This window comes from Stenotrophomonas sp. STEN018, from assembly GCF_056760235.1.
In genome coordinates this window covers 1-24,060 of sequence record NZ_JBRREK010000012.1, presented here as the reverse complement: position 1 = coordinate 24,060, position 24,060 = coordinate 1, and the positions used below count along the sequence as shown (strand labels likewise).

The following is a 24,060-nucleotide window of genomic DNA, read 5'->3' as shown; positions in this document are numbered from 1 at the left end:
GCTCAGGACTTTTTGACAGGACGCGTCCAGCCTTCAAGGGTCTGCTGGCGTGTGCGGGCCAGCGTCAATTTGCCTTCCGGCGCGTTACGGGTAATCACCGAACCAGCACCAATCGTGGCGCCGTCCTCGATCGTCAGCGGCGCCACCAACGAGCTATTGGAGCCCACAAATACCTTGTCACCTATCGTGGTCTGGAATTTGTTCACACCATCGTAGTTGCAGGTAATGGTGCCGGCACCGATATTGGTGCCGCTGCCGATCATTGCATCGCCCAGGTAGGTGAGATGGTTGGCCTTGCTGCCCTTGCCCAGCGTGGTCTTCTTGGTTTCCACGAAGTTGCCAACGTGCACGCCATCGGCCAACACGGTGCCCGGACGCAGTCGTGCAAACGGGCCGATCTGGGCCGCGCCTTCGCTGATCACACCTTCCAGATCACAGTGCGGGCGCACTTCGGTGCCGGCGCCGAGCTTGACGTCCTTCAGCCGCACGAAGGCGCCGATGCTAACGCCATCGCCCAGCTCGACCTCGCCTTCCAGAATCACGTTGGCGTCAATCTGCACATCACGACCAACCTTCACCGTGCCGCGCTGGTCAAAGCGCGAGGGGTCCAGCAGACGCGCGCCCTGCTCGCACAGCACCTTGGCTGCACGCAGTTGCCAAGCCCGTTCCAGCTGCGACAGCTGCCACGGATCATTTGCACCTTCGGCTTCCTGCGCATCGGCAACCAGCACCAGTTCGGCCGGCGCGTACTCACTGGCAGCCGACGCAAACACATCGGTCAGGTAATACTCGCCCTGCGCGTTGCTGTTGGAGAGGCCCGACAGCCAGCGACGCAGATCGGTGGACTCGGCGGTGATGATGCCAGTGTTCACCGTACGGATACGCTTCTGTTCGTCGCTGGCATCTTTCTGTTCGACGATGGCGGCGACCCTGCCCTCAGCATCACGCACGACGCGGCCGTAACCGTTGGGGTCATCCAACTCGGCCACCAGCACCGCCAGGCGTGGGCCGTTGTTCATCAGCGCGTTCAAGGTCTGTGCGCGCATCAGCGGCACATCGCCGTACAGCACCAGTACCTGCGCGGTATCGGGGACCTGCGGCATCGCCTGCTGCACGGCATGGCCGGTGCCCAACTGCTGGCTCTGCTCGGCCCACAGCAGGTCCTGCTGATCGGCGAAGGCAGCGCGCACAGCTTCCCCACCATGGCCGTAGACCACGTGGATACCGGCTGGCTGCAGCTCGCGCGCGGTAGCAATGACGTGCGCCAGCATCGGTTGCCCGGCGATGGGTTGCAGCACCTTGGGCAACAGCGACTTCATGCGTTTGCCGGCACCGGCGGCGAGGATGATGACGTGCAGCGGCTGGGTCATGCGTACAGCTTCCTTCAAGAGTCTCCGGATTCTAAGCGCAAGGGCTTAGCATTGCAGTCCATCACTTGAACCGCCGCCTCCATGAGCTTGTTCCGCCAAGGTAGCCAGTACATCGCCATTGGCCTGCTGCAGCTGCTATTGGACTGGGGCGTGTTTGTTGCCGCCACCGCACTCGGCCTGCCAGTGGCACCAGGCAATCTGCTGGGGCGGATCAGTGGTGCGGTGCTTGGTTTCTGGCTCAATGGCCGCTACACCTTTGCCACGCAAGGCGAGCAGCGCCATGGCTGGAAGCGCTTTGCGCGCTTTGCGCTGCTGTGGCTGTTGATGACCGTGATCAGCACCTGGCTGATCGATTGGGTCGCACAGTCACTGGGCCTGCAATATGCGTGGCTGGCCAAGCCTCTGGTCGAGGTGGGTCTGGCCGGAGTCAGCTTCCTGCTGCTGCGGCATGTGGTTTATCGCTGAACCAGGCGTTGGTCCGAGCGCGCGAGGCCAGTCGCCAACGCAACAGGGCCATCGGTCTATAACGCAGCGTGAGCATATGTGTACCCGCGGGTACGCAGACGGCACGGAACAGACCATTCGCGCGCAGCACCGGCAATGCCTGCCCACCGATCTCCGCCTCCCATCCGGGCGCATACACCTCATTGATGACCACCCAAGCCGGCGCCTGGGCAACCACCTGCAGTGCGATGCTGCTGGCCAGATAGCTCTGCTCTGTCACCTGGGCCACACCGCCAGATGAATCGGCGCAGTCCGCCAGCGCGTCATCCCGAAGCCAGACGCTTCGGGTGAACTCGGTTGCATTGAACTCCACTGCGGGCGGATGCGCTTTCGAATACCGGCGCACCTCCCGTGGATTCAACACCCGCGGCAGTACCCCCTCACGCCGCATCGCATAGGTCTGCCCAGCATCCTGTGCCACACCGCCGGGGAACGCTTGTTCCGCCACCACCCAGCGCAGCCCAAGCAGATCGTACAGTGGCGCGGACATATCCCCGGCCCACGCAGTAGGCGGCACATCCTGTAGCCGCCCCCCCGGATACTCCGGCATGCCCACCATCTGCTGGTAGTCAGCGGCCAGCAACGGGTTGTACCCATTCACCAAGGCCAGCGCATGCAATGCCGCACCATTGGTGAACGCGGGATTGCCAAACACCATTGCCCGCGTAGGGATGCCTGGCCCACGTTCGGGTACCAGTAACGTGTACACACGTTGCGCCGCACCACCACGATCAGCATCCAGCACCGGCCTGGTACTGCTTCCGGTGTTGAATGTCGCCGCAACATTGAACAACAGCAGGTCCACGACAACCAGTGCGATCACCATGCCCGCGCGCGGCGTCGATCGGCGCAGTTGCCATACGGCCGCAACTCCGAGCGCGATGCTCGCAGCCCACCACCCCAATGCCGAGAAGTGATCTCCCGCAACCACGAGCCACACGGTCATTCCTGCCAGCAACATGACCAGCAAAAGAGACGGCAAATGGGGGCGCAACGGCACCCGTTGCAATGCCGATTGAAAAGCCTGCGCCGATAGCCACGCTACCGCGGGAATGGCCATGTACAGGCCATCCGAAGGCCGGCGGAAAAGGTTCAGCCCCGGTATCCACGTGTACAGCCATGCGTAAATCGGCGTTGTCCCGCCAAGTGCGAACACTACTGCCAATACCAGCACCGACAAGGCCATGCGTGTGCGCCAGCGTTCGCGTGCGGCGACCGCGCCCCCCCAACCCAACCACAGGGCCAGTGGTACGGCGCCGTAATAGAGGTAGTCGGTGGTGATGTCGCTGAAGGCCCAACTCTCGCCGCGCGCCTGTGAGAACACGTTGCCCGACAGCAGCGTTGCCAGCGACTGCCAACGTACCGAGTTCCACAGCGCGGAATCCAGCCCTACGCCAGTACGATTGGTCAGCGGCAGGTACGCCAGCGTGGATACCCATTGCGGCGCACTCAGCAGCGCAGCCAGCAGGCCTACCAGGAAGAACTGGACCAGCAGGCGCCAGCGTGTCGCACCGGCCAGCACCACCGCCACAAGCGCATAGATCGCGCATCCAATCATGATCAGGTAAGTAACCTGCGTAAGTTGCAACGCACACAAGCCACCTGCGATACCGGCCAGCAGTACATCCCGCCGTTGCCCGGACTCGCGCAGACGCGACAGGCCCAGCCACAACCAAGGCAACAGGCAGTAGCTGATGACCATCGGGGTGTGTTGCAGGCGCGACGCAGCCACCGAGCTGAACATCAGAACCAGGGTGAACAACAGCTGCGCGGGGGCCTGCAGGCGATAGTGCCTGGCCACGCGCAATGCGCCGAATCCACCAACCAGCAGATGCAACGCAACAACTACATTGAACCAATGCAGCGACTGCGGCGCCAGTAACATCGGCAATACCATCGTTGGCTGGAACGTCATCATCTGCGGGTCGGCGAACTGCGGATAACCACCAAACAGATATGGGTTCCACCATGGAGCCTGAAGCTGTTGAAGCTGTTCGGCAACAAAACCCACGGCCGGGAAGAACTGATTCACAGCGTCGAACGGAACTGCTTTGGCACCACTCAGCCAAGGCAAGCACAACAGGAACCAGATCAGCGTCCACTGGATATCCGTCGAGCTCTTCAGCCGTTGCCACAGCTTCGGCTGTGACCTTGTGTTTTCAACCATCATTGCCCACCCCAACTTCCATGTAAAAAAAAGGCACCGATGCAGGATCGGTGCCTCTTGTATGGTGACGCTACGCGACGCCTCAGTGCTTGAGGTTGCGGCGCAGACGCTCCAGTGCCTGCAGCTGGGCGGTGACTTCGGCCAGCTTCTGCTGTGCCTCGGCCAGTTCCATGGCTTCGCCACGGTGCGCCAGTACGCGCTCTGCTTCTTCCTTGGCCTTGCGCACCGATGCTTCATCAATATCGGTAGCGCGGATGGCGGTGTCGGCCAGCACGGTCACGACCTGCGGCTGTACTTCCAGGATGCCGCCGGAAATGGCGAAATCCAGGTGCTCGCCTGCAGCGGTGGTGACCACGACCTTACCCGGCTTCAGACGGGTGATCAGCGGTGCGTGCTTGGGCGCGATGCCCAGCTCGCCCAGCTCACCGGTGGCCACGACCAAGGTAGCTTCGCCGCTGAAGATCTGCTGCTCGGCACTGACAATGTCGCAACGGATGGTGCTCATGGATCTCTCTTCGCCTGGTTGGGTGGGCCTGCGCCCACCGCAGGTTGCCGCGTGGGCGGAGCAAGCTCCGCCCTACGTGGTTATTAGGCCTTCTCAGCCATCTTCTTGGCTTTCTCGACGGCTTCGTCGATGCTGCCGACCATGTAGAACGCCTGCTCCGGCAGGTGATCGTACTCACCATCGACAATGGCCTTGAAGCCACGGATGGTGTCCTTCAGCGGCACGTACTTGCCCGGCGAGCCGGTGAACACTTCGGCCACGTGGAACGGCTGGCTGAAGAAGCGCTCGATCTTGCGGGCGCGGGTCACGGCCTGCTTGTCTTCTTCGGACAGTTCGTCCATGCCCAGGATGGCGATGATGTCCTTCAGTTCCTTGTACTTCTGCAAGGTCTGCTGGACGCGCTGGGCGGTTTCGTAATGCTCGGTACCGATGACCTGCGGGTCCATCTGGCGCGAGGTCGAATCCAGCGGATCCACGGCCGGGTAGATACCCAGCGAGGCGATCGAACGCGACAGGGTCACGGTCGAATCCAAGTGGGCGAACGTGGTCGCCGGCGACGGATCGGTCAAGTCATCGGCGGGCACGTAGACGGCCTGGATCGAGGTGATCGAGCCGGACTTGGTCGAGGTGATGCGCTCCTGCAGGACGCCCATTTCCTCAGCCAGGGTCGGCTGGTAACCCACGGCCGACGGCATACGGCCCAGCAGTGCCGACACTTCGGTACCGGCCAGGGTGTAGCGGTAGATGTTGTCGACGAACAGCAGCACGTCCTTGCCCTTGCCGTTCTCGTCCTTCTCATCACGGAAGTACTCCGCCATGGTCAGGCCGGTCAAGGCAACGCGCAGACGGTTGCCCGGCGGCTCGTTCATCTGGCCGTACACCATCGCCACCTTGTCAAGGACGTTGGAGTCCTTCATCTCGTGGTAGAAGTCGTTGCCCTCACGGGTACGCTCACCCACGCCGGCGAACACGGACAGGCCGCTGTGCGCCTTGGCGATGTTGTTGATCAGTTCCATCATGTTGACGGTCTTGCCGACGCCGGCGCCGCCGAACAGGCCGACCTTGCCGCCCTTGGCGAACGGGCACATCAGGTCGATGACCTTGATGCCGGTTTCCAGCAGCTCGGTCGAGGAAGACTGGTCTTCGTACGACGGTGCAGCGCGGTGGATTTCCCAGCTGGCCGAAGCCTGCACCGGGCCGGCTTCGTCGATCGGGCGACCGAGCACGTCCATGATGCGGCCCAGGGTGCCAGCGCCGACCGGCACCGAGATGGCGCGGTTGGTGTTGGTGGCGACCAGGCCACGCTTCAGGCCGTCGGTGGAGCCCAGCGCAATTGCGCGGACGATACCGTCACCCAGCTGCTGCTGGACTTCCAGCGTGATTTCGGTGTTGTCGACCTTCAGCGCGTCGTACACCTTCGGCACATCGCTGCGCGGGAATTCGACGTCGACGACGGCGCCGATGATCTGAACGATCTTGCCCTGACTCATTGCTGCATCCTCTAAATGTGTGCTGTTGACTGCGCGCGTTAAACCGCTGCCGCGCCGCTGACGATTTCGGAGATTTCCTGGGTGATCGCTGCCTGGCGGGCCTTGTTGTAGACCAGCTGCAGGGTTCCGATCATCTTGTTCGCGTTGTCGCTTGCCGCCTTCATCGCCACCATGCGAGCTGCGTGCTCGGAGGCAACATTCTCCAGCACTGCCTGATACACCAACGATTCGATGTAGCGGGTGATCACGTGCTCAAGCACGGTTGCTGCGTCGGGCTCGTACAGGTAATCCCAGTCGTGCGAGGCCACCTGCTTTTCAGCAGCCGGCAACGGCAGCAGCTGATCGAAGCTGGCCTTCTGCGTCATCGTGTTGATGAAGCGGTTGTAGACCAGGTACACGCGATCAACCTTGCCTTCGGTGTAGGCGTCGAGCATGACCTTGATCACGCCGATCAGCGTTTCCAGCTTGGGCTGGTCGCCGATGTTGGCAACCGAAGCAGCCATGTTGACGTTGACGCGACGGAAGAACGCGCCGGCCTTCTGGCCAACGGTCACCACGTCGATCTCGGCGCCCTTTTCCTGCCAGCCGCGCATTTCTGCGACGGTCTTGCGGAACAGGTTGTTGTTCAAGCCGCCGGCCAGACCGCGATCAGACGAGATCACGATGTAACCCACGCGCTTGACCTGATCGCGCTCAACCAGGAACGGATGCTGGTAGTCGGTGCTGGCCTGGGCCAGGTGACCGATCACCTGCTTCATCGCCTGCGCGTACGGACGCGAGGTCTTCATCCGATCCTGCGCTTTGCGGATCTTGGAGGCCGAGACCATTTCGAGCGCGCGCGTCACCTTGCGGGTGTTCTGCACGCTCTTGATCTTGGTTTTGATTTCGCGTCCGCTTGCCATCTCTTATTCCCGTGGCGCGAGGTCGAACCCCGCGTTTGCCATACAGCGGAGCCAGGCTCCGCTGCTTTCAGTCGTGCGGAGCCAAGCCCCGCACTACTGGACTGGTATTACCAGGTGCCGGTGCTCTTGAAATCGGCGATGCCCTTCTTGAAGGCAGCTTCGATATCGTCGTTCCACGCGCCGGTGCTGTTGATCTTGGAGGTAAACTCACCTGCGGTGTTGGCGAAGTGCGCGTGCAGGCCAGCTTCGAACGAGAGCAGCTTGTTGACCGGCACGTCGTCGAGGAAGCCCTCGTTGACGGCGTAGATCGACAGCGCCTGGTCGGCGATCGACATCGGCAGGTACTGCTTCTGCTTCATCAGCTCGGTGACGCGCTGACCGCGCTCCAGCTGCTTGCGGGTGGCTTCGTCAAGGTCGGAGGCGAACTGCGCGAACGCAGCCAGCTCACGGTACTGGGCCAGCGAGATACGAATACCGCCGGACAGCTTCTTGATGATCTTGGTCTGGGCCGAACCACCGACGCGCGACACCGAGATACCGGCGTTGACGGCCGGACGGATACCGGCGTTGAACAGGTCGGTTTCCAGGAAGATCTGGCCGTCGGTGATCGAGATCACGTTGGTCGGAACGAACGCGGAAACGTCGCCAGCCTGGGTTTCGATGATCGGCAGTGCGGTCAGCGAACCGGTCTTGCCGGTGACGGCGCCGTTGGTGAACTTCTCGACATACTCTTCCGACACGCGAGCTGCACGCTCGAGCAGGCGGGAGTGGAGATAGAACACGTCACCCGGGTAGGCTTCACGGCCCGGCGGGCGCTTCAGCAGCAGCGAGATCTGGCGGTAGGCAACAGCCTGCTTGGACAGATCGTCGTACACGATCAGGGCGTCCTGACCGCGGTCCATGAAGTACTCACCCATGGTGCAGCCAGCATAGGCGCTGATGTACTGCATCGCAGCCGATTCGGAAGCGGTAGCAGCCACGACCACGGTGTGGGCCAGGGCGCCGTTCTCTTCCAGCTTGCGCACGATGTTGGCAACGGTCGAGGCCTTCTGGCCGATCGCTACGTACACGCACTTGATGCCGGTGCCCTTCTGGTTGATCACGGCATCGATCGCCATCGCGGTCTTGCCGGTCTGACGGTCACCGATGATCAGCTCGCGCTGGCCACGGCCGATCGGAATCATCGAGTCGACCGACTTGTAACCGGTCTGCACCGGCTGGTCGACCGACTTGCGCCAGATCACGCCCGGAGCAACGCGCTCCACCGGGGCGGTCAGCGAGGTGCCCAGCGGGCCCTTGCCGTCAATCGGCTCACCCAGCGCGTTGACAACGCGGCCGAGCATTTCCGGACCCACCGGCACTTCCAGGATGCGGCCGGTGGTCTTGGCCACGTCGCCTTCGCGCAGGTGCTGGTAATCGCCCAGGACCACGGCGCCGACCGAGTCGCGCTCCAGGTTCAGTGCCAGGGCAAAGGTGTTGTTCGGCAGTTCGATCATTTCGCCCTGCATCACGTCGGCCAGACCGAAGATGCGCACGATACCGTCGGACACGCCAGTGACGGTGCCTTCGTTGCGCGACTCTGCGGACAGGGCGACCTTCTCGATGCGGGTCTTGATCAGTTCGCTGATTTCAGAGGGGTTGAGCGTGGTAGCCATCGTCAAGTCCTAGTGCCGGCTTGTGGCCGGACGGTAATGTGAATTCAGTGTGCGAGCGCGGTCTGCAGGCGCGACAGCTTGCCCTTGAGCGAGCCATCGATAACCACGTCGCCGGCATCGATCACGGCGCCGCCGATCAGCGAAGCGTCCACTGCGGTCGACACGTCGACTTCGCAGCTGAAGCGCTTGCGCAGCGCAGCCTTGATCTTTTCCAGCTCGTCGCCCGACAGCGCGGCTGCCGAGGTCACGGTAGCCTTGACCACGTGCTCGGCTTCGGCGCGCAGCTGCTCGAACAGACCGGAGATTTCCGGCAGCTGTTGCAGGCGGCGGCCTTCGGCCAGCAGGGTCAGGAAGCGACCGTAGGTCTCGCTGGTCGCGTCCGGGGTCAGCAGGGCAACGGCATCGCCGCGGCTCAGCTGCGGATTCGACAGCAAGGCCGACACGCGCGGATCGGCAGCAACGCGGGCGGAGAACGCAAGCGCGTCCGACCACGGCGCGAACTTGCCTTCGTCACGCGCAATCGCAAACGCGGCGCGGGCGTACGGGCGGGCAAGCGTGAGGGCCTGGCTCATCGATCAGATCTCCGCAGCCAGCTCGTCGAGCAGCGCCTTGTGGGCGTTGGCATCGATTTCGCGCTTGAGCAGCTTTTCGGCGCCGGTCACGGCCAGAGCGGACACCTGCTTGCGCAGATCTTCACGGGCACGGTTGGCGGCAGCGTCGATTTCAGCCTGGGCCAGGTCTTTCTGGCGGGTGGCTTCGGCGATGGCTTCGTTCTTGGCGGCTTCAACGATCTGGTTCGCACGGGCGTGCGCCTGGTCGATGATCTCGTTGGCCTTGCCACGGGCTTCTTTCAGTGCCTCGTTGACCTTGACTTCCGCCTGCGCCAGATCTTTCTGGCTGCGGTCGGCAGCGGCCAAGCCCTCAGCGATCTTCTGCTGGCGCTCTTCAATGGCCTTCAACAACGGCGGCCAGATCTTGGTCGCGATGATCCAGATCAGCAAAGCAAAGGCCAGGGCCTGTGCAAAGAGGGTGAGATTGATATTCATGATTAGCTCGATCGCTGGTGTCGGGGGTGGTTACGCCGCCATGGCGGCGCAACCGAACCTTCATCCGAAGTCGGGCGCCAACAGGCACCCGACCGTCTCACTGCAGCTGGATCAGCCTGCCAGCTTGGCGGCTTCGGCCAGCAGGGCAGCAGCCAGCGGGTTTGCGAAGGCCAGCAGCAGGCCAACGGCGACCGAGATGATGAATGCAGCGTCGATCAGGCCAGCGGTGATGAACATGCGCACCTGCAGGACCGGGATCAGTTCCGGCTGGCGAGCGGCCGATTCCAGGAACTTACCAGCCATGATGGCCAGACCGAGGCCAGCGCCAAGTGCGGCCAGGCCGATCATGATGCCGACGGCAAGGGCGGTGGAGCTCTGAACTTGGGCGAGGTTGGTCAGGACGGCGAAGTACATGGTTATCTCCAGGAACTTTAAGTAGCTAAGGGTGATGAAACGGATGAAGGTTGAAACTGGGTGAAGCTTGTAACTTTAGTGACTGTCTTCCGACAGGCTCAAGTACACGATGGTCAACATCATGAAGATGAAGGCCTGCAGCGGGATCACCAGCAGGTGGAACAGCATCCAGCCAAAGCCGAATACGCCACCGGCAACGGCACCGAACACGCCGGCACCGCCCAGCACCCAGATCAGCAGGAAAACGATTTCGCCGCCGAACATGTTGCCGAACAGTCGCATCGCCAGAGAGATCGGCTTGCTCAGCCACTCGACGATGTTGAGGATCAGGTTGAACGGCATCATCCACTTGCCGAACGGGGCCGTCAGGAATTCCTTGATGAAGCCGCCGATGCCCTTGGACTTCAGCGCGAAGAAGATCATCAGGATGAACACGCTGATCGACATGCCCAGGGTGGCATTGACGTCGGCGGTCGGTACCGGCTTCCAGTAATGGATGCCTGCCAGCTCAAGCGGCTTGGCGATGAAATCGGCCGGGATCATCTTGATGAGGTTCATCAACAGGATCCAGAAGAAGATGGTGATCGCGATGGGCGTGATCAGCTTGCTCTTGCCGTGGTAGGTATCCTTGGCCTGGCGGTCAACGAACTCCAGGCAGATCTCGACGAACGCCTGCCACTTGCCCGGCACACCGGCGGTGGCCTTGCGGGTTGCCATCCAGAAGGCGAACACCATCAGCAGGCCCATCAGGACCGAGGTGACGATGGTATCGACGTGGATCATCCAGAAGCTGCCACCGCTGTCACCGACCGGCATGGTCAGATTCTGCAGGTGATGCTGGATGTACGTGGTAGGAGTTAGAGCCTCGCCCGCCATGTGTCCGGAACCTTTATGAGTGAATCAACGTCTGGCCAGCGCCAGAACCTGGAACATCAGCGCCACTGGAATTGCCGCCAGCAGAGCCAAAGGAGGGAGTTGCCACCAGAAAAAAGCCATTCCCAGCACGGCAACAATAAGCACAATCTTCAGCACGAACCCCAGGAACAGGCGGATCATTGCTGAACCAGCGGCCTGAATGCCGCCACCGAGCCCTATCCACGCGGCCAGCGCCGTCCCTGCTACCACCGCCAGGCCCGATACAAGGGCGCCCAGCGCATGCTTTGGCCCCACGAAGAGGAAGGCCAGAGCCAGGACCACCACTGCGACCAGCGGGTAGACCGCGGCGCGCAACATCAGTCGCCGACCCGCATCAACGGAGTTCAGCACGTCAAAGTGTCCTGCATCAGGTAAAGGAAAGAGCCGAACCGCGCAAAGGCGTCTCGTCGAGCCGCGAAAGTATAACAGCGGGACAATTTGCGAGACAACCGGCATTTGTCCCCATTTGACTATGCAAGTGGCCGCAATATCACGTTTTTTCCCCGAATGCGCGGCCGCCGGGCTGCCGTGCGGGACAATAAATATTGCGTCGCAACATGGGAACTTCCCCCAACTCCCCCGGTCAGACCTTCGTAGTCCGCCACCCGCTACCTCGTCGGGCGCGTGCGCAGGCTCGGGTGAGGCGGTGCCGCACGCCCTCGGCGGCACCACCTCACCGCAATTGATCCTGGCGTACACATCGCCTGCACGCTGCGCTTACTGTTCTCTACATCGGATCGGCGATGGTCAATTGTCCTACCGCAACAGCTAGGCAATGGCATGCGCAATTCCCGCTTCATTCTCGCACTTGCTCCGTGCGCACTCACACTCGTTCTGATCCACCCGCAACCCGCGCAGGCCGCTGAAGGCGATCCGCGCTTCACCCTGCGGCTTGGCGCGATGAACATCGACACCGACAACACCATCCGTGGCAGCACCACGGTCGCCGGCCAGGACGTGGATCTGTCGGAGGACTTCAGCCTCGGCGGCAAGGAATGGGAGCCGCGTATCGACGGCCTGTTCCGCATCAGCGACCGCCAGCGCTTGATCTTCGACTACTTCAAATATGACAAGAACCGCCGCGAGACGCTGGACGAAGGCATCAGCTGGGGCGACAGCACAGTGCCTGCAGGCAGCTTCGTGAAGGGCGAGCTGAAATACCAGGTGGCAACGCTGGTCTACGACTATTCGGTGATCGATGGTGAGCGCTTTGATTTCGGCCTGCAGCTCGGTGCCGAATACGCCAAGATCAGCGCCGACGCCTACGCCGATGTTGGCGATGTCTACCAAGGCCGCTTCCTCAACGAGAAGGCCGATGGCATCGCGCCGGTGGTTGGTGCGCGCCTGACCTTCACTCCTTCGGAGAAGTGGCTGATCAACCTGCAGGGCCAGTACCTCAACACGCGCTGGGGCAACTTCGATGATTACGAAGGCGACCTCAGCCGCGCCAATGCGATCGTGCAGTACAACGTCAACAAGAACTTCGGCATCTTCGCCGGCTACGACTGGTTCAAGCTGGACGTGGACCAGAAAGGCAGCGATGGCGTGATCGGCCTGAAGCAGGAATTCAAGGGCCCGGTTGCGGGCGTGAGTTTGTCGTTCTGAAAAGCACCCTTACCCCAACCCCTCTCCCGCAGGGAGGGGGGCGGTAGTGCCGAGCCATGCTCGGCAGAGGCCTTCCCGGTGAACCCAGATCGCGTGCCCAGTCAGTCCTGCCGCGGACCTTCCTTCGCCGCCACAGGCGGCGTGGGGAACATCTGCGTCGCCACACAGATGTAATCCGCCAACGGCATCTGACCGATGCTGGCGCGGCGCTGGTCAACCTGGTCCGGCGCCTCCATCGGCTTTGCCTGCCAACGACCATCCACCGCCAATAACTGGCTGCCATACCGTTGCAGCTCGTCGCTGTTGACGAGGACGCGGTCGGTCAGCAAGGCGAAATCATGCGCCGATATTTCGCCACGCTGCACCATCGGTTCGATGCTGCCCAATACCTGCCGCTGAAATCCGACATCACTGTCAGCATGCTGCACCAGCAGCCACGCTGCGGAAACACCATCGCCCCCCACCTGCGCCGCACTCGGCAAGCCACCACGCGCAGCCACGATCTGCTTGATACGCGGCAGATTGGCGGCATCCACTGCCTGAAGTTTCTCGACCATCGGCCTTGTCCACTCACCTTGGCGAGCTTCCTGATCAGCCCGCGCCATGTCCAGCAACTGCTGGCGGAGTACCGGCTCCGAAAGCGCCGCATCGGTCTGCGCATTCTTCCGCTCTTCCACGCGCAATCGATCTGCCTGGACGAAGGGCGCTGCGCCCGGGCATTTCAGCAAGGCCGCGGCAAGCTCAGGATCCCCCTCCCCGGCAAATGCCGGGCCGGCGAGCAGCAGTACGCCAAGCAACACACCAGTCCGCAACATTCCCTTGCTCCTTCGACAGTCGGAAACAGCGACGCCCCGTTGAAGGGGCGTCGTGTTGGTTACTTCTTCTTCGGGATATACAAGTCGGTGATGGTGCCGTCGTAGATCTCCGAGGCCATCGCCACCGACTCACTCAGGGTCGGATGGGCGTGGATGGTGTGGCCGATGTCTTCGGCCTCCGCACCCATTTCGATGGCCAGGCCAATCTCGGCCAGCAATTCACCGGCATGCACGCCGACGATGGCACCACCGATCACGCGGTGGGTTTCTTCGTCGAAGATCAGCTTGGTGAAGCCTTCGGTGCGGCCAATACCAATCGCGCGACCGCTGGCCGCCCACGGGAACTTGGCCACGCCCACCTTCAAACCCTTGGCCTTGGCCTCGGTCTCGGTGACGCCAACCCAGGCGATTTCCGGATTGGTGTAAGCCACCGACGGAATCACCCGCGCCACCCACTCCTTCTTCTCGCCGAAGGCCACTTCTGCAGCCAGCTTGCCTTCGTGCGTGGCCTTGTGCGCCAGCATCGGGTTACCGACGATGTCGCCGATGGCGAAGATATGCGGCACGTTGGTGCGCATCTGCCGATCAACCGGAATGAAGCCGCGATCGGTGACTTCGACACCGGCCTTGTCGGCGTCGATCTTCTTGCCATTGGCCGAACGGCCGACGGCAACCAGCACGCGATCAAACGTGCCGCTTTCCATCGCCGGCTTCTCGCCTTCGGTGGCAGCTTCGAAGGTTACGGTGATGCCCTTGGCATCGGCACTGACGCCCGAAGCCTTGGTCTTCAGATGGACTTCGATGCCTTGCTTCTTCAGGCGGTCGGCCAGCGGCTTGACCAGGTCCTTGTCGGCGCCCGGCATCAGCTGGTCCATGAACTCGACCACGGTCACCTTGGAACCCAGGGCGCTGTACACGGTGGCCATTTCCAGGCCGATGATGCCGCCACCAACAACCAGCAGCGAACCCGGCACTTCGGCCAGTTCCAATGCGTCGGTGGAGTCCATCACGCGCTTGTCTTCCCACGGGAAGTTCGGCAGTTTCACCGCCTGCGAACCGGCAGCGATGATGCACTGCTCGAAGCGCAGCAGCTGGGTCTTGCCGTCGTCGCCGACGATTTCCAGCTCATTGGCTGAGACGAACTTGGCAAGGCCGTGCACGGTGCGGATCTTGCGCTGCTTGGCCATGCCGGCCAGGCCCTTGGTCAGCTGACCGACAACCTTTTCCTTGTAGCTGCGCAGCTTGTCCAAGCTGATCTTCGGCGCGCCGTATTCGATGCCCAGTTCGTCGGCATGCGCGGCGTGGTCGATGATTTCAGCGGCGTGCAGCAGCGCCTTGGACGGAATGCAGCCGACGTTGAGGCAGACGCCACCGAGGTTGGCATAACGTTCGATCAGCACGGTATCCATGCCCAGATCGGCAGCACGGAAGGCAGCGGTATAGCCGCCCGGACCTGCGCCCAGCACCACGATCCGGCATTCGATGTCGGCCGTGCGGCCGCTGGACGGCAACGCCTTGGCGGCCACGGCCGGGTCCGGCGCGCGGTGCGACGGGGTCACCGGCGGCTTGCTGCCCGGCGCCGCCTTGGCGGCAGCCGGGGCGGCGCCGGCAGCGCCTTCCAGCACCACCACCACGTCACCGACCGACAGCTTGTCGTCGAGCTTGACCTTGATTTCCTTGACCACACCATCGGCCGAGGACGGCACTTCCAGCGTGGCCTTGTCCGATTCCAGCGTGACCAGGCCCTGGTCCTTCTTCACCGTGTCGCCCACTGCGACCAGGATCTCGATCACCGGCACGTTCTGGTAGTCGCCGATGTCCGGCACCTTGACCTCGATCGGGCCAGCTGCGGCCGGGGCAGCAGCGGCAACCGGCGCGCTGACTGCCGCCGGAGCCGGTGCAGCGGCGGGCTGTGCAGCAGGCGCAGGTGCGGCGGCAGGTGCCGGAGCCCCGGCCGGGGCAGCGCCCTCGCCTTCAGCCTCCAGGATCACCACCACGTCGCCCTCGGACAGCTTGTCGTCGAGCTTGACCTTGATTTCCTTGACCACACCCGCGGCCGAGGAAGGCACTTCCAGCGTGGCCTTGTCCGACTCCAGCGTGACCAGACCCTGGTCCTTCTTCACCGTGTCGCCCACGGCCACCAGAATCTCGATCACCGGCACGTCGTTGTAGTCGCCAATGTCCGGAACCTTGATTTCAATCGTCGCCATTGTTTTTTCCTGTGGGCTCAGCCGGCTTCGCCGACGAACCGGTCATGCATCTTGTCGAGCGCGCGTTCGATGTTGGCGTAGCGCTTCTCGTATTTTTTGTCTTTGCTATGGGCCAGCTCGGTCAGCAGCGCCGCCTGTTCCTGCAGCGCTTCAAGCTGGCCGCAGGCCGGCCGCTGACCGCTGTAACGCTCACCGTTGACGGTGAAGGACAGCACCTCGCCATCGGTGACCGGCGCACGCGCTGCCACTTCGGGCGAAGCCAGAGCCTTGCCCCAGACCTCAATCAAACGCTTGGCCAGTGCATCGGGCAACGGCGCCTGGGCAAACTCCGGCTGCTGGTCCAGCTGCAGATTGACGCCACCGCGACCGGCCGTGGTGTTCCAGTTGTAGATGCGCTTGTCGGCCAAGCCGGCCAGCACCATCCACTGCCCATTGGCGGCATCACGGCGCAACAGCACCTGCGATTCCACCCCACGGGCCGGCAACACCAGCAGCGACAGACCATCTTCGGCCTGGCCACCCAACAGACTGGTCGCCGCCTGGCCGTAGTTGCCTACCGCCGGCGGCCAACCTTCACCCACCACCGGCAGACACTGGCTGGCGGCCAGTGCTGGAGCCGCCATCGCGGCCAGCACCAGCGCCAACAGCGCGCGTCGTGGCGGCACTGGCATCACAGCAGCACGCGCCGCATATCAGCCAGCACCTGCGACAGGTAGGTGGTGAAACGGGCCGCCAGGGCACCGTCGATGACGCGGTGGTCATAGCTCAGCGACAGCGGCAGCATCAGCTTGGGAGCAAATTCCTTGCCATTCCAGACCGGCTGGATGGACGACTTGGAGACACCCAGGATGGCCACTTCCGGCGCATTCACGATCGGGGTGAAGGCGGTGCCGCCAATGCCACCCAGCGAGCTGATCGAGAAGCAGCCGCCGCTCATATCGGCCGGGCCGAGCTTGCCGTCACGCGCCTTCTTGGCCAGTTCGCCGGTTTCCTGGGCGATCTGCACCACGCCCTTCTTGTCGACGTCACGGATCACCGGCACGACCAGGCCGTTCGGCGTATCGGCGGCAAAGCCGATGTTGAAGTACTTCTTCAGGGTCAGGTTCTCGCCGCTGGCGTCCAGCGAGGCGTTGAACTCGGGGAACTGCTTCAGTGCAGCGGCGCTGGCCTTGATCAGGAAGGCGAGCATGGTCAGCTTGATGCCGGCCTTCTCGTTTTCCTTGTTCAGGGCCACGCGCAGGCCTTCCAGGTCAGTGATATCAGCCTGCTCGAACTGGGTGACGTGCGGGATCATCGCCCAGTTGCGGGCCAGGTTGGCGCCGGAGATCTTCTTGATGCGCGACAGCTGCACCACCTCGGTCTCGCCGAACTTGCTGAAGTCGACCTTCGGCCACGGCAGCAGGTTCAGGCCGCCGCCGGCAGCAGCCGGAGCACCGGCGCTGGCAGCAACGCCACCGGACAGTGCGCCCTTGACGAACTTCTGCACATCGCTCTTGGTGATGCGGCCGCCCTTCTCGGTGCCCTTGACCTGCTGCAGGTCCACGCCCAGTTCACGGGCGAACACGCGCACGGCCGGGCTGGCATACGGCACATTGGCCGGCAGCACGCCTTCGGCGTTGAACTGCACCGGCGGGGTGGCCGGCTTGCTGGTGGTGACCGAGTCTTCCTGGGCGATTTCGCGCTGGGTCAGCTTGTCGGCGACCGGGGCAACCGCCACCGGCTCGACCTTGGCACCGGTCTCGGCGGTGGCTTCGACCTTGGCCGGAGCAGCCGGAGCGACAGCGGCGGCGGGTTTGGCGGCCTCTTCGCTGACTTCGATCAGGGCCACGACCTTGCCCTCGGACAGGCCGTCGCCAACCTTGACCTTCAATTCCTTGACCACACCGGCGTAGGCCGACGGTACTTCCATCGTCGCCTTGTCCGATTCCAGCGTGACCAGACCCTGGTCCTTCTTGACCGTATCGCCAACCGCGACCAGCACTTCGATCACCGGAATGTCGCTGTAGTCACCGATATCGGGGACAAGTGCTTCCTTGATTTCGGCCATGAACTACTCCAGCAACAAATGAGGGAATCCCCTATTGTGGCGTTAGCGGGCCGCAGCGCCAACCGCTACAACAGAATTCGCCTACGTATGTCCCCGGACAAGGGCACGCCACGCGTGCCGTGACGGCCGGAATTTCGGCTCCGTGCCTTGGTTTGTGACGTGTTGGCTGTCTTGCCTGTCCTAACCGGTCAAGCCGTTGGTTGCAGGCGATACCACCACTTTGGGCGCATTCAACCACGGTTGCAGCGCTTGCCACTGCCCAGTCAGGCGCTGCAGCGACCAGGCTGCATTGGCCGGACTGGTCGAGGGCAAGGCCACTACCGGCAGCGCAGCCGCCAAAGGCGGCAAAGCCGGTGCAATCCATCGCTGGAACGCAGTGTGTGCTGCAGCGCCATTACAGGCGATGGCACGCAGCTGCGGCAGATCGGCCAACAACTCCGGAATGCGGTTGGGTACTTCGCTACCACGCACGATGGCTGTATCGAGGCTGCCGGCACGTCGGCACTGCCCGATCACATCCCACAAACCGACACCTGCTTGTTGCAGGCATTGCATGCGCTGCGGGTAAGGCAGTTGCGCATCGAAGCCGCACAACGCCGCCAGCAACGGCCAGAAGCGATTGCGTGGATGCGCGTAGTAGCGCGATTCATGCAGCGATATCGCGCCCGGCATCGAGCCCAATACCAATACACGACACGATGCACTTACCTGCGCGGGCAAGCCGTGCAACACATCAACACTCATCACATGCTCCACAACATCGTGAACGGAATCTTTCTGCGAATCATCGTGTCCATGGGATCTCTCTGCTTTTCGCTGAACGCAATGGCACTGAAAAATCCCTGCGTTTACAGCGATTCATCTTGCCATCGTTAGGGTGAGCTCGCCTCATCACGAGGGCCTTGATAACAACGTAGTCCCGATCGCAGTAGTTCTGTTCGCAACATGAGGAGTTAGTCATGCGTACCATCAAAATTCTCAGCCTTGCCACCCTCGGCGCACTGGCGCTGTCTTCCACTGCCTTTGCGCAGGATGGCAATGGCGATACCGCATCAGGCAAGCATTTTGCCGTGGTTGGCGGCATCAGCGTGCTGCAGCCGAAGAATGATCCGATCGGCGGCGTTGGCAAGGTCGATGGCGGCCCGGCACCGACGATCAGCGCCAGCTACTACTTCAACGACAACTTCGCCGTTGAGCTGTGGGGCGCAGCCGACAAGTTCGATCACCGCGTGCGCACCGATGGTGGCGCCAAGGTCGGCAGCGTCGAGCAGCAGCCGCTTGCACTGAGCGCGCAGTACCACTTCGGCCAGGCGGACAATGTATTCCGTCCGTTCGTCGGCCTGGGCTACTACGAGTCGAACTTCAGCAACGAGAAGATCGATGGCCTGAGCAGCACCGGCAACCACGTTGGTGTGGATACCGCCAAGGGCGCGATCGGCACCGTCGGCGTTGACATGAACATCAACTCCACCTGGTTTGCCCGCGCTGACGCGCGTTACATGCAGTCGCGTCCTGACCTTCGCATCGCCGGCCAGAATGCTGGCGAGCTGAAGCTGGATCCGTGGACCGTTGGCTTCGGCCTGGGTGCACGCTTCTAAGCGCCGCTGCCCCTTGCAACACCGTTGTGGATTCAATGCAGTGGTAGTAAATGAAACACGGGCCGTTCGCGGCCCGTGTTTTTTTGTGGAACTTCGCTGATCAATGCCAAAGCAGAAGCAAGAGCTACCCCTCCCCTGCCCCTGCGGGCCAAGGAAGGGAATCATGGGCTACCGTCATCACTCCACTGCAACGCCAGATAATCGAAGTGCTGCTGCAAACGCGGCTTGACCACGTCGAAGAACGGCGATACGTCAAAATCACGCGGTGTGTACAGGCTGTAATTGCGGATGTGCAGGATCTCCTGCGATTGTCCGGCGCCACCCACGTGTGCCAGCACGGTCTCGATCTCCGGCAGGATCGGGTAACGGATCGACTCGAAGGCCTGCGCCAGCAAGGTTGAGCAGATCGCCTTGGTTGGCTCACCACTGCCCAGTGCGATCAGCCGGCGCCGCATATGCCCGGGCACCGGCGGCTGCCGGATCAGGTAGCGCGCCAGATCAAACACGTTTTTCAAGTCGTAGCTGAAGCCCAGCCGCGCCCGCATGAAGCCAACCAGTTGATCCACCACTACCGGTGATAGACCCTGTGGGCGACAGATGCGGGTGTGCTGATGGGCGAACTCGGTCAGCGGGATGCGACGCACACCCTGCTCCACATCCACGTCGATCAACATCGGCTGAGGCTTGCCACCTTCCAGCAGCGGCTCTTCCCCGATATACAGCGCCGCATGCGACCAGGTGGACTGGGTGAGGTACTTGATGGCAGTGGAGAAGCGGCTATTGCCCTCCACCAGCAGCACGTCACCACGCCGCAACGTACGCAGCAGCATGACCGGATCGCTAGTCGAGGGCCGCATCTGGTTGTGACGCGGCTGCGCCAGAAAGTGCGCCAGCCGGCGCCCGAAGAACTGCAGCACACCCATCAACGATCTCCGTCAGTGCATACATCAGACTAGCCGGGACAGCATCCGCCTGCCATCGGATACAGGCTCAGCGCGGACTGCGATCAAACTGCCGATAGCGTTGGTGGTGGCGAACCCGGCGGCGCAGCAGCCAGGCATACATGCCTGCATAACCGAGCAACAAGGCCGCCATCGCCAGCAGGCCGGCGTGGCTGAGCCAACCCGAGTCCGGCCAGGGCACGCTGTTCACCGATGCCTGCCAGCCCTGCACCATGCCGGCGACCACGCGCACCACGATCATCGCGGTCAATGCCAGCACCAGCCAGGTATTGGGCTTGTAATGCAGTGCCTCCGGGCCGGGCTCGAAGCGGGTCAGGTAGTGGCCGAGTACGCCGACCAGCAGGCCCGCCAGCCAACCCGCTGCCGCGTAAGTCCAAGCACCCGGCCACCAGAAGCCGGCGACGCCGACGAACACCGCGAACAGACCCGTGGACACCAGCGTCGCCCAGAAATTGAAGGTGATCAGCCAAGGCCGCGCCTGCCGCCGCGCACCACCACTGCGTACGCGCTGCCATAGCGACAACGGCATCAACAGCAGCAGTATCGCGACGAAAACCAGTATTGCCAGCGGCAGAGCGAGAAGCACAGGCATGGGAACTGATCCGTGGATACACGGCCCAAAGATTACGCCATGCCTGATGACTGTAGTGCCGAGCCATGCTCGGCAGAGGCCTTACCAGCATTCCCAACCTGTAGTGCCGAGCCATGCTCGGCAGAGGCCTTACCGGGATACCAAACCGGTAGGAGCGGCGTAAGCCGCGAAGCAAGCGCACCTTCGGATCGCAATAACACGTGCGCCTGTGGCGATATCTGCTTCGCGGCTTACGCCGCTCCCACAGAGGCTATCGCTAGAGCCCCTGCCGAGCATGGCTCGGCACTACATTGGGTCTGCCTGCCGAGCATGGCTCGGCACTACAGTGCGATCCCGGCCCAGCGTTGAAGCTCAGAACGCCGGCAGTACCGCGCCCTTGTACTTCTGCTCGATGAAAGCCTTCACTTCCGGGCTGGTCAGGGCCTTGGCCAGCTTCTGTACGCGGGCGTCGTCCTTGTTGTCCGGGCGTGCGACCAGGAAGTTCACGTACGGCGACTCGCTGCTTTCAATCGCCAGTGCGTCCTTGGTCGGATTCAGGCCGGCGTCCAGCGCGTAGTTGGTGTTGATCAGGGCCAGGTCGACCTGGTCCAGCACGCGCGGCAGCATCGCCGAGTCCAGCTCGCGGAACTTGAGCTGCTTCGGGTTCTCGGTGATGTCACGCTGGGTCGACAAGGCGTTGCTCGGGTCCTTGAGCTTGATCACGCCGGCTGTGTCCAGCAGGATCAGCGCGCGGCTGTTGTTGCTGGGGTCGTTCGGGATTACCACGTCGGCGCCATTGGGCAGCTCGGCCAGCGACTTGAAGCGACGCGAGTAAGCACCGAACGGCTCGATATGCACGCCGATGACGGTGACCAGATCGGTCTTGCGGTCCAGGTTGTAGGCCTTCAGGTAGGGCTCGGTCTGGAAATAATTGGCGTCCACCTGCTTCTGCACCAGCTGGTCGTTGGGCTGCACGTAGTCGTTGAACACGCGCACGTCGAGCTTGACGCCCTCCTTCTCCAGCAGCGGCTTGACCACTGCCAGGATCTCGGCGTGCGGCACGGCGGTAGCGGCGACCACCAGCTTGGACTCATCGGCGGCGGGCTTACCGCAGGCCGACAGGGCCAGCACGGCAGCAATCAGGGGAAAGGTGAGCAGCTTGTTCATCGGTAACAGATCCCGTGGGGAAGGATGGTGTGGACATACGCTAACAGGCCGGCACGCAACGTGCCGGCCTGCGGTCATTCCATTACTTGCGGCTGTAATGCGTTACCAAGCGGTCGCCGAGCATCTGCAGCAACTGCACCAGCACCAGCAGCAATACCACGGTGACCAGAGCCACATCGGTGTGTGAGCGCTGGTAGCCGTCGCGGAAGGCCAGATCGCCGAGGCCGCCGGAACCAATCGCACCGCCCATCGCGGTGAAGCCGATCAAGGCAATGGTGGTGACGGTGGCACCGGCAATCAGGCCCGGTCGCGCTTCCGGCAACAGCACCTTGAAAACCAGCTGCTTGGTGGTCGCGCCCATTGCCTGGCTGGCTTCGATCACGCCACGGTCGACTTCACGCAGTGCGGTTTCCACAAGACGTGCGTAGAACGGCGCAGCGCCAACCACCAACGGCAGGATCGCGCCACGCACGCCCAGCGAGGTGCCCATCAAGCCCAAGGTCACCGGGATCAGCACGATCATCAAAATGATGAAGGGCACCGAGCGCAGCAGGTTCACCAGCAAGGCGGTGATGCCGTAAACCACCGGCTTGCGGTGCAGCTGCGGCGAGCCGGTCAGGAACAGCAGCACACCCAGCGGCAAACCAATGGCTAGCGTCAGCGGCAGCGATCCGGCCAGCATCAGCAAGGTATCGATGGTGGCCTGGCCGATATCGGCCCACTTGCCCGCATCCAGGTGACGGAAGAAGCCTTCGGCGGCAGTTGCAATGATCATCGGCGCAGCTCCTCGACGTGCACACCGGCAGCGACGAAGGCCGCCTGCGCGGCGTTCTGGTCGCCGCCTACCAGGGCCACGGTCAGCTGGCCGTAGGGCGTGTCCTTGATGCGGTCGATGCGGCCGGTAAGGATGTTGTAGTCCACCCCGGTGTCACGGGCGATACGCCCCAACAACGGGTCATAAGTGCCTTCGCCGAGGAAGGTCAGGCGCACGATGCGGCCACCGACGGCAGCGAAATCGCGCAGCTGCTCGCCTTCGTCCACGTGCTCGGACTCGGAGACGAAACGGCGGGTGGTCTGGTGCCGCGAGTGCAGGAACACCTCGGTAACCGGGCCCATTTCCACCATGTGGCCGGCATCGAGCACCGCAACGCGATCGCAGACGCGGCGGATCACGTCCATCTCGTGGGTGATCAGCACGATGGTCAGGCCTAGCTCGCGGTTGATCTTGCCCAGCAGCGCCAACACCGAAGCGGTGGTCTGCGGGTCCAGCGCGCTGGTGGCTTCGTCGCACAGCAGTATCTGCGGGCGCGTGGCCAGCGCGCGGGCAATGCCGACACGCTGCTTCTGCCCACCGGACAGCTGCGAGGGGTATTTGGCCGCATGGTCCTCCAGCCCGACCATGCGCAGCAGCTCGGCCACGCGCGCGTCGATCTCGGCCTTGGGCGTACCCGCCAGTTCCAGCGGGAATGCCACGTTGTCGGCGACGGTGCGCGCCGACAGCAGGTTGAAGTGCTGAAGATCATGCCGATGCGCCGGCGCAGCGTGCGCAGGCCGTCCGCGTCCAGCGCGGTGGCGTCCTGGCCATCGATCAGCACCCGGCCGCCACTGGGCTCTTCCAGCCGGTTGATCAGGCGGATCAGGGTCGATTTGCCGGCACCGGAGTGGCCGATGATGCCGAACACTTCGCCGGCCTGGATCTTCAGGTCGAGCGGATGCAGCGCGGTGATCGCGCGGCCGTCGACGGCATAAGCTTTCTGCAGGTTCTGGAACTCGATCACTGCCAGGGCAACCGGAGGGCATAAGAAGGGGGCGTGCAGCCTAGCAGCGCCGGGCCGCCGGCGCGCGTGCCGCAAACGGGAATCTTATTCCTTTTGGTTCTAAGTGAAACCAGTCGGGGTTGTAGCAGTGCTGTTTGTGGGAGCGGCGTAAGCCGCGAAACAGATAGACCACCAGATCGCGCCAACACCTGTTCATCTGGCATCACCAGCTTCGGGGGGTTCGCCGCGCCCCCCAAACACCCAGCCCCCCCGCCCGTAAGGGGTTATAGATTTTGTAACGCCCCCTCGGCCCCGTGCCCGCGACGCCGGGGGGCCGGGTACGGCCGCAGGGGGCGGGGG

General features: G+C 62.8%; 24 protein-coding genes and 1 pseudogene. 4 read left to right on the top strand and 21 right to left on the bottom strand.

All coding sequences use genetic code 11. The annotated features are described in order from the left end of the window. Positions 1–2: 2 nt before the first annotated feature. Entirely contained in the window at positions 3–1,370 is a 1,368-nt protein-coding gene (glmU, locus tag ACVOMB_RS06715; protein ID WP_481530473.1) for a bifunctional UDP-N-acetylglucosamine diphosphorylase/glucosamine-1-phosphate N-acetyltransferase GlmU, read from the bottom strand. Between the two features lie 81 nt (positions 1,371–1,451). On the opposite strand from glmU, the gene ACVOMB_RS06710 reads away from it, so the two are divergent. Then, positions 1,452–1,835: a GtrA family protein gene (locus tag ACVOMB_RS06710; RefSeq protein ID WP_481530472.1), complete on the top strand. Its 384-nt coding sequence runs from the start codon at positions 1,452–1,454 to the stop codon at positions 1,833–1,835. On the opposite strand, the gene ACVOMB_RS06705 is transcribed toward ACVOMB_RS06710, so the two are convergent. The 10 genes from ACVOMB_RS06705 to ACVOMB_RS06660 form a co-directional block, all read right to left on the bottom strand. Next, entirely contained in the window at positions 1,798–4,044 is a 2,247-nt protein-coding gene (locus tag ACVOMB_RS06705; protein ID WP_481530471.1) for a hypothetical protein, read from the bottom strand. The genes ACVOMB_RS06710 and ACVOMB_RS06705 overlap by 38 nt on opposite strands. A 79-nt stretch (positions 4,045–4,123) precedes the next feature. Beyond that, positions 4,124–4,546: a F0F1 ATP synthase subunit epsilon gene (locus tag ACVOMB_RS06700; protein ID WP_481508170.1), complete on the bottom strand. Its 423-nt coding sequence runs from the start codon at positions 4,544–4,546 to the stop codon at positions 4,124–4,126. Positions 4,547–4,629: 83 nt separating this feature from the next. Further along, positions 4,630–6,036, bottom strand: coding sequence for a F0F1 ATP synthase subunit beta (atpD, locus tag ACVOMB_RS06695; RefSeq protein ID WP_481530470.1), 1,407 nt, complete (start codon positions 6,034–6,036; stop codon positions 4,630–4,632). Positions 6,037–6,074: 38 nt separating this feature from the next. Further along, complete coding sequence (atpG, locus tag ACVOMB_RS06690; RefSeq protein WP_481530469.1) at positions 6,075–6,938, bottom strand: F0F1 ATP synthase subunit gamma; 864 nt, start codon at positions 6,936–6,938, stop codon at positions 6,075–6,077. A gap of 107 nt (positions 6,939–7,045) precedes the next feature. Next, the gene (gene atpA, locus ACVOMB_RS06685) at positions 7,046–8,593 is read right to left on the bottom strand and encodes a F0F1 ATP synthase subunit alpha (RefSeq protein ID WP_481530468.1); all 1,548 of its coding nucleotides are present in this window, start codon (positions 8,591–8,593) and stop codon (positions 7,046–7,048) included. 44 nt (positions 8,594–8,637) lie between these two features. Continuing rightward, positions 8,638–9,165 carry a F0F1 ATP synthase subunit delta gene (locus ACVOMB_RS06680; protein WP_481530467.1) on the bottom strand — a complete coding sequence of 176 codons (528 nt, stop codon included), beginning with the start codon at positions 9,163–9,165 and terminating at the stop codon, positions 8,638–8,640. Positions 9,166–9,168: 3 nt separating this feature from the next. Next, positions 9,169–9,639: a F0F1 ATP synthase subunit B gene (locus tag ACVOMB_RS06675; protein ID WP_296251133.1), complete on the bottom strand. Its 471-nt coding sequence runs from the start codon at positions 9,637–9,639 to the stop codon at positions 9,169–9,171. Between the two features lie 111 nt (positions 9,640–9,750). After that, positions 9,751–10,053, bottom strand: a complete 303-nt coding sequence (gene atpE, locus ACVOMB_RS06670; RefSeq protein WP_054661978.1) for a F0F1 ATP synthase subunit C — start codon at positions 10,051–10,053, stop codon at positions 9,751–9,753. Between the two features lie 75 nt (positions 10,054–10,128). Next, positions 10,129–10,929 carry a F0F1 ATP synthase subunit A gene (gene atpB, locus ACVOMB_RS06665; protein ID WP_481530466.1) on the bottom strand — a complete coding sequence of 267 codons (801 nt, stop codon included), beginning with the start codon at positions 10,927–10,929 and terminating at the stop codon, positions 10,129–10,131. Between the two features lie 24 nt (positions 10,930–10,953). Next, positions 10,954–11,319: a hypothetical protein gene (locus ACVOMB_RS06660; protein ID WP_481517430.1), complete on the bottom strand. Its 366-nt coding sequence runs from the start codon at positions 11,317–11,319 to the stop codon at positions 10,954–10,956. 429 nt (positions 11,320–11,748) lie between these two features. On the opposite strand from ACVOMB_RS06660, the gene ACVOMB_RS06655 reads away from it, so the two are divergent. Further along, entirely contained in the window at positions 11,749–12,573 is an 825-nt protein-coding gene (locus tag ACVOMB_RS06655; protein ID WP_481530465.1) for a hypothetical protein, read from the top strand. Between the two features lie 101 nt (positions 12,574–12,674). Here ACVOMB_RS06655 and ACVOMB_RS06650 read toward each other — a convergent pair whose 3' ends face one another. The 5 genes from ACVOMB_RS06650 to ACVOMB_RS06630 all read right to left on the bottom strand — a co-directional run bounded on the left by ACVOMB_RS06650 (position 12,675) and on the right by ACVOMB_RS06630 (position 18,389). Continuing rightward, the gene (locus ACVOMB_RS06650; RefSeq protein ID WP_481530464.1) at positions 12,675–13,388 is read right to left on the bottom strand and encodes a DUF6624 domain-containing protein; all 714 of its coding nucleotides are present in this window, start codon (positions 13,386–13,388) and stop codon (positions 12,675–12,677) included. 59 nt (positions 13,389–13,447) lie between these two features. Then, positions 13,448–15,598, bottom strand: a complete 2,151-nt coding sequence (gene lpdA, locus ACVOMB_RS06645) for a dihydrolipoyl dehydrogenase (protein WP_481530463.1) — start codon at positions 15,596–15,598, stop codon at positions 13,448–13,450. A gap of 17 nt (positions 15,599–15,615) precedes the next feature. Next, positions 15,616–16,263, bottom strand: a complete 648-nt coding sequence (locus ACVOMB_RS06640) for a hypothetical protein (RefSeq protein ID WP_481530462.1) — start codon at positions 16,261–16,263, stop codon at positions 15,616–15,618. A 5-nt stretch (positions 16,264–16,268) separates the two neighbouring features. Next, positions 16,269–17,645 (bottom strand): dihydrolipoyllysine-residue acetyltransferase, encoded by a 1,377-nt coding sequence (locus tag ACVOMB_RS06635; protein WP_481530461.1) that lies wholly within the window; start codon positions 17,643–17,645, stop codon positions 16,269–16,271. Positions 17,646–17,825: 180 nt separating this feature from the next. Continuing rightward, complete coding sequence (locus ACVOMB_RS06630; protein WP_481530460.1) at positions 17,826–18,389, bottom strand: DNA-deoxyinosine glycosylase; 564 nt, start codon at positions 18,387–18,389, stop codon at positions 17,826–17,828. Positions 18,390–18,604: 215 nt separating this feature from the next. Between ACVOMB_RS06630 and ACVOMB_RS06625 the strand changes: the two genes are divergently transcribed. After that, a complete protein-coding gene (locus tag ACVOMB_RS06625) occupies positions 18,605–19,243 on the top strand; it encodes an OmpW/AlkL family protein (RefSeq protein WP_481530459.1) in 639 nt (212 codons plus the stop codon). 161 nt (positions 19,244–19,404) lie between these two features. On the opposite strand, the gene ACVOMB_RS06620 is transcribed toward ACVOMB_RS06625, so the two are convergent. From ACVOMB_RS06620 to ACVOMB_RS06600, 5 genes and pseudogenes are all read right to left on the bottom strand, one after another. After that, positions 19,405–20,169: a YiiX/YebB-like N1pC/P60 family cysteine hydrolase gene (locus tag ACVOMB_RS06620; protein ID WP_481530458.1), complete on the bottom strand. Its 765-nt coding sequence runs from the start codon at positions 20,167–20,169 to the stop codon at positions 19,405–19,407. A gap of 64 nt (positions 20,170–20,233) precedes the next feature. Further along, positions 20,234–20,797: a CcdC protein domain-containing protein gene (locus ACVOMB_RS06615; protein WP_481530457.1), complete on the bottom strand. Its 564-nt coding sequence runs from the start codon at positions 20,795–20,797 to the stop codon at positions 20,234–20,236. 351 nt (positions 20,798–21,148) lie between these two features. Continuing rightward, positions 21,149–21,943: a MetQ/NlpA family ABC transporter substrate-binding protein gene (locus ACVOMB_RS06610; RefSeq protein ID WP_481530456.1), complete on the bottom strand. Its 795-nt coding sequence runs from the start codon at positions 21,941–21,943 to the stop codon at positions 21,149–21,151. An 82-nt stretch (positions 21,944–22,025) separates the two neighbouring features. Further along, positions 22,026–22,718: a methionine ABC transporter permease gene (locus ACVOMB_RS06605; protein WP_346500398.1), complete on the bottom strand. Its 693-nt coding sequence runs from the start codon at positions 22,716–22,718 to the stop codon at positions 22,026–22,028. Then, positions 22,715–23,670, bottom strand: a pseudogene (locus ACVOMB_RS06600) (methionine ABC transporter ATP-binding protein). Before ACVOMB_RS06600 ends, ACVOMB_RS06605 begins: the two are co-directional and overlap by 4 nt. Here ACVOMB_RS06600 and ACVOMB_RS06595 point away from each other — a divergent pair. Then, complete coding sequence (locus ACVOMB_RS06595; RefSeq protein WP_481530531.1) at positions 23,605–23,745, top strand: hypothetical protein; 141 nt, start codon at positions 23,605–23,607, stop codon at positions 23,743–23,745. The pseudogene ACVOMB_RS06600 and the gene ACVOMB_RS06595 sit on opposite strands and share 66 nt — an antisense overlap. Positions 23,746–24,060 lie beyond the last annotated feature (315 nt).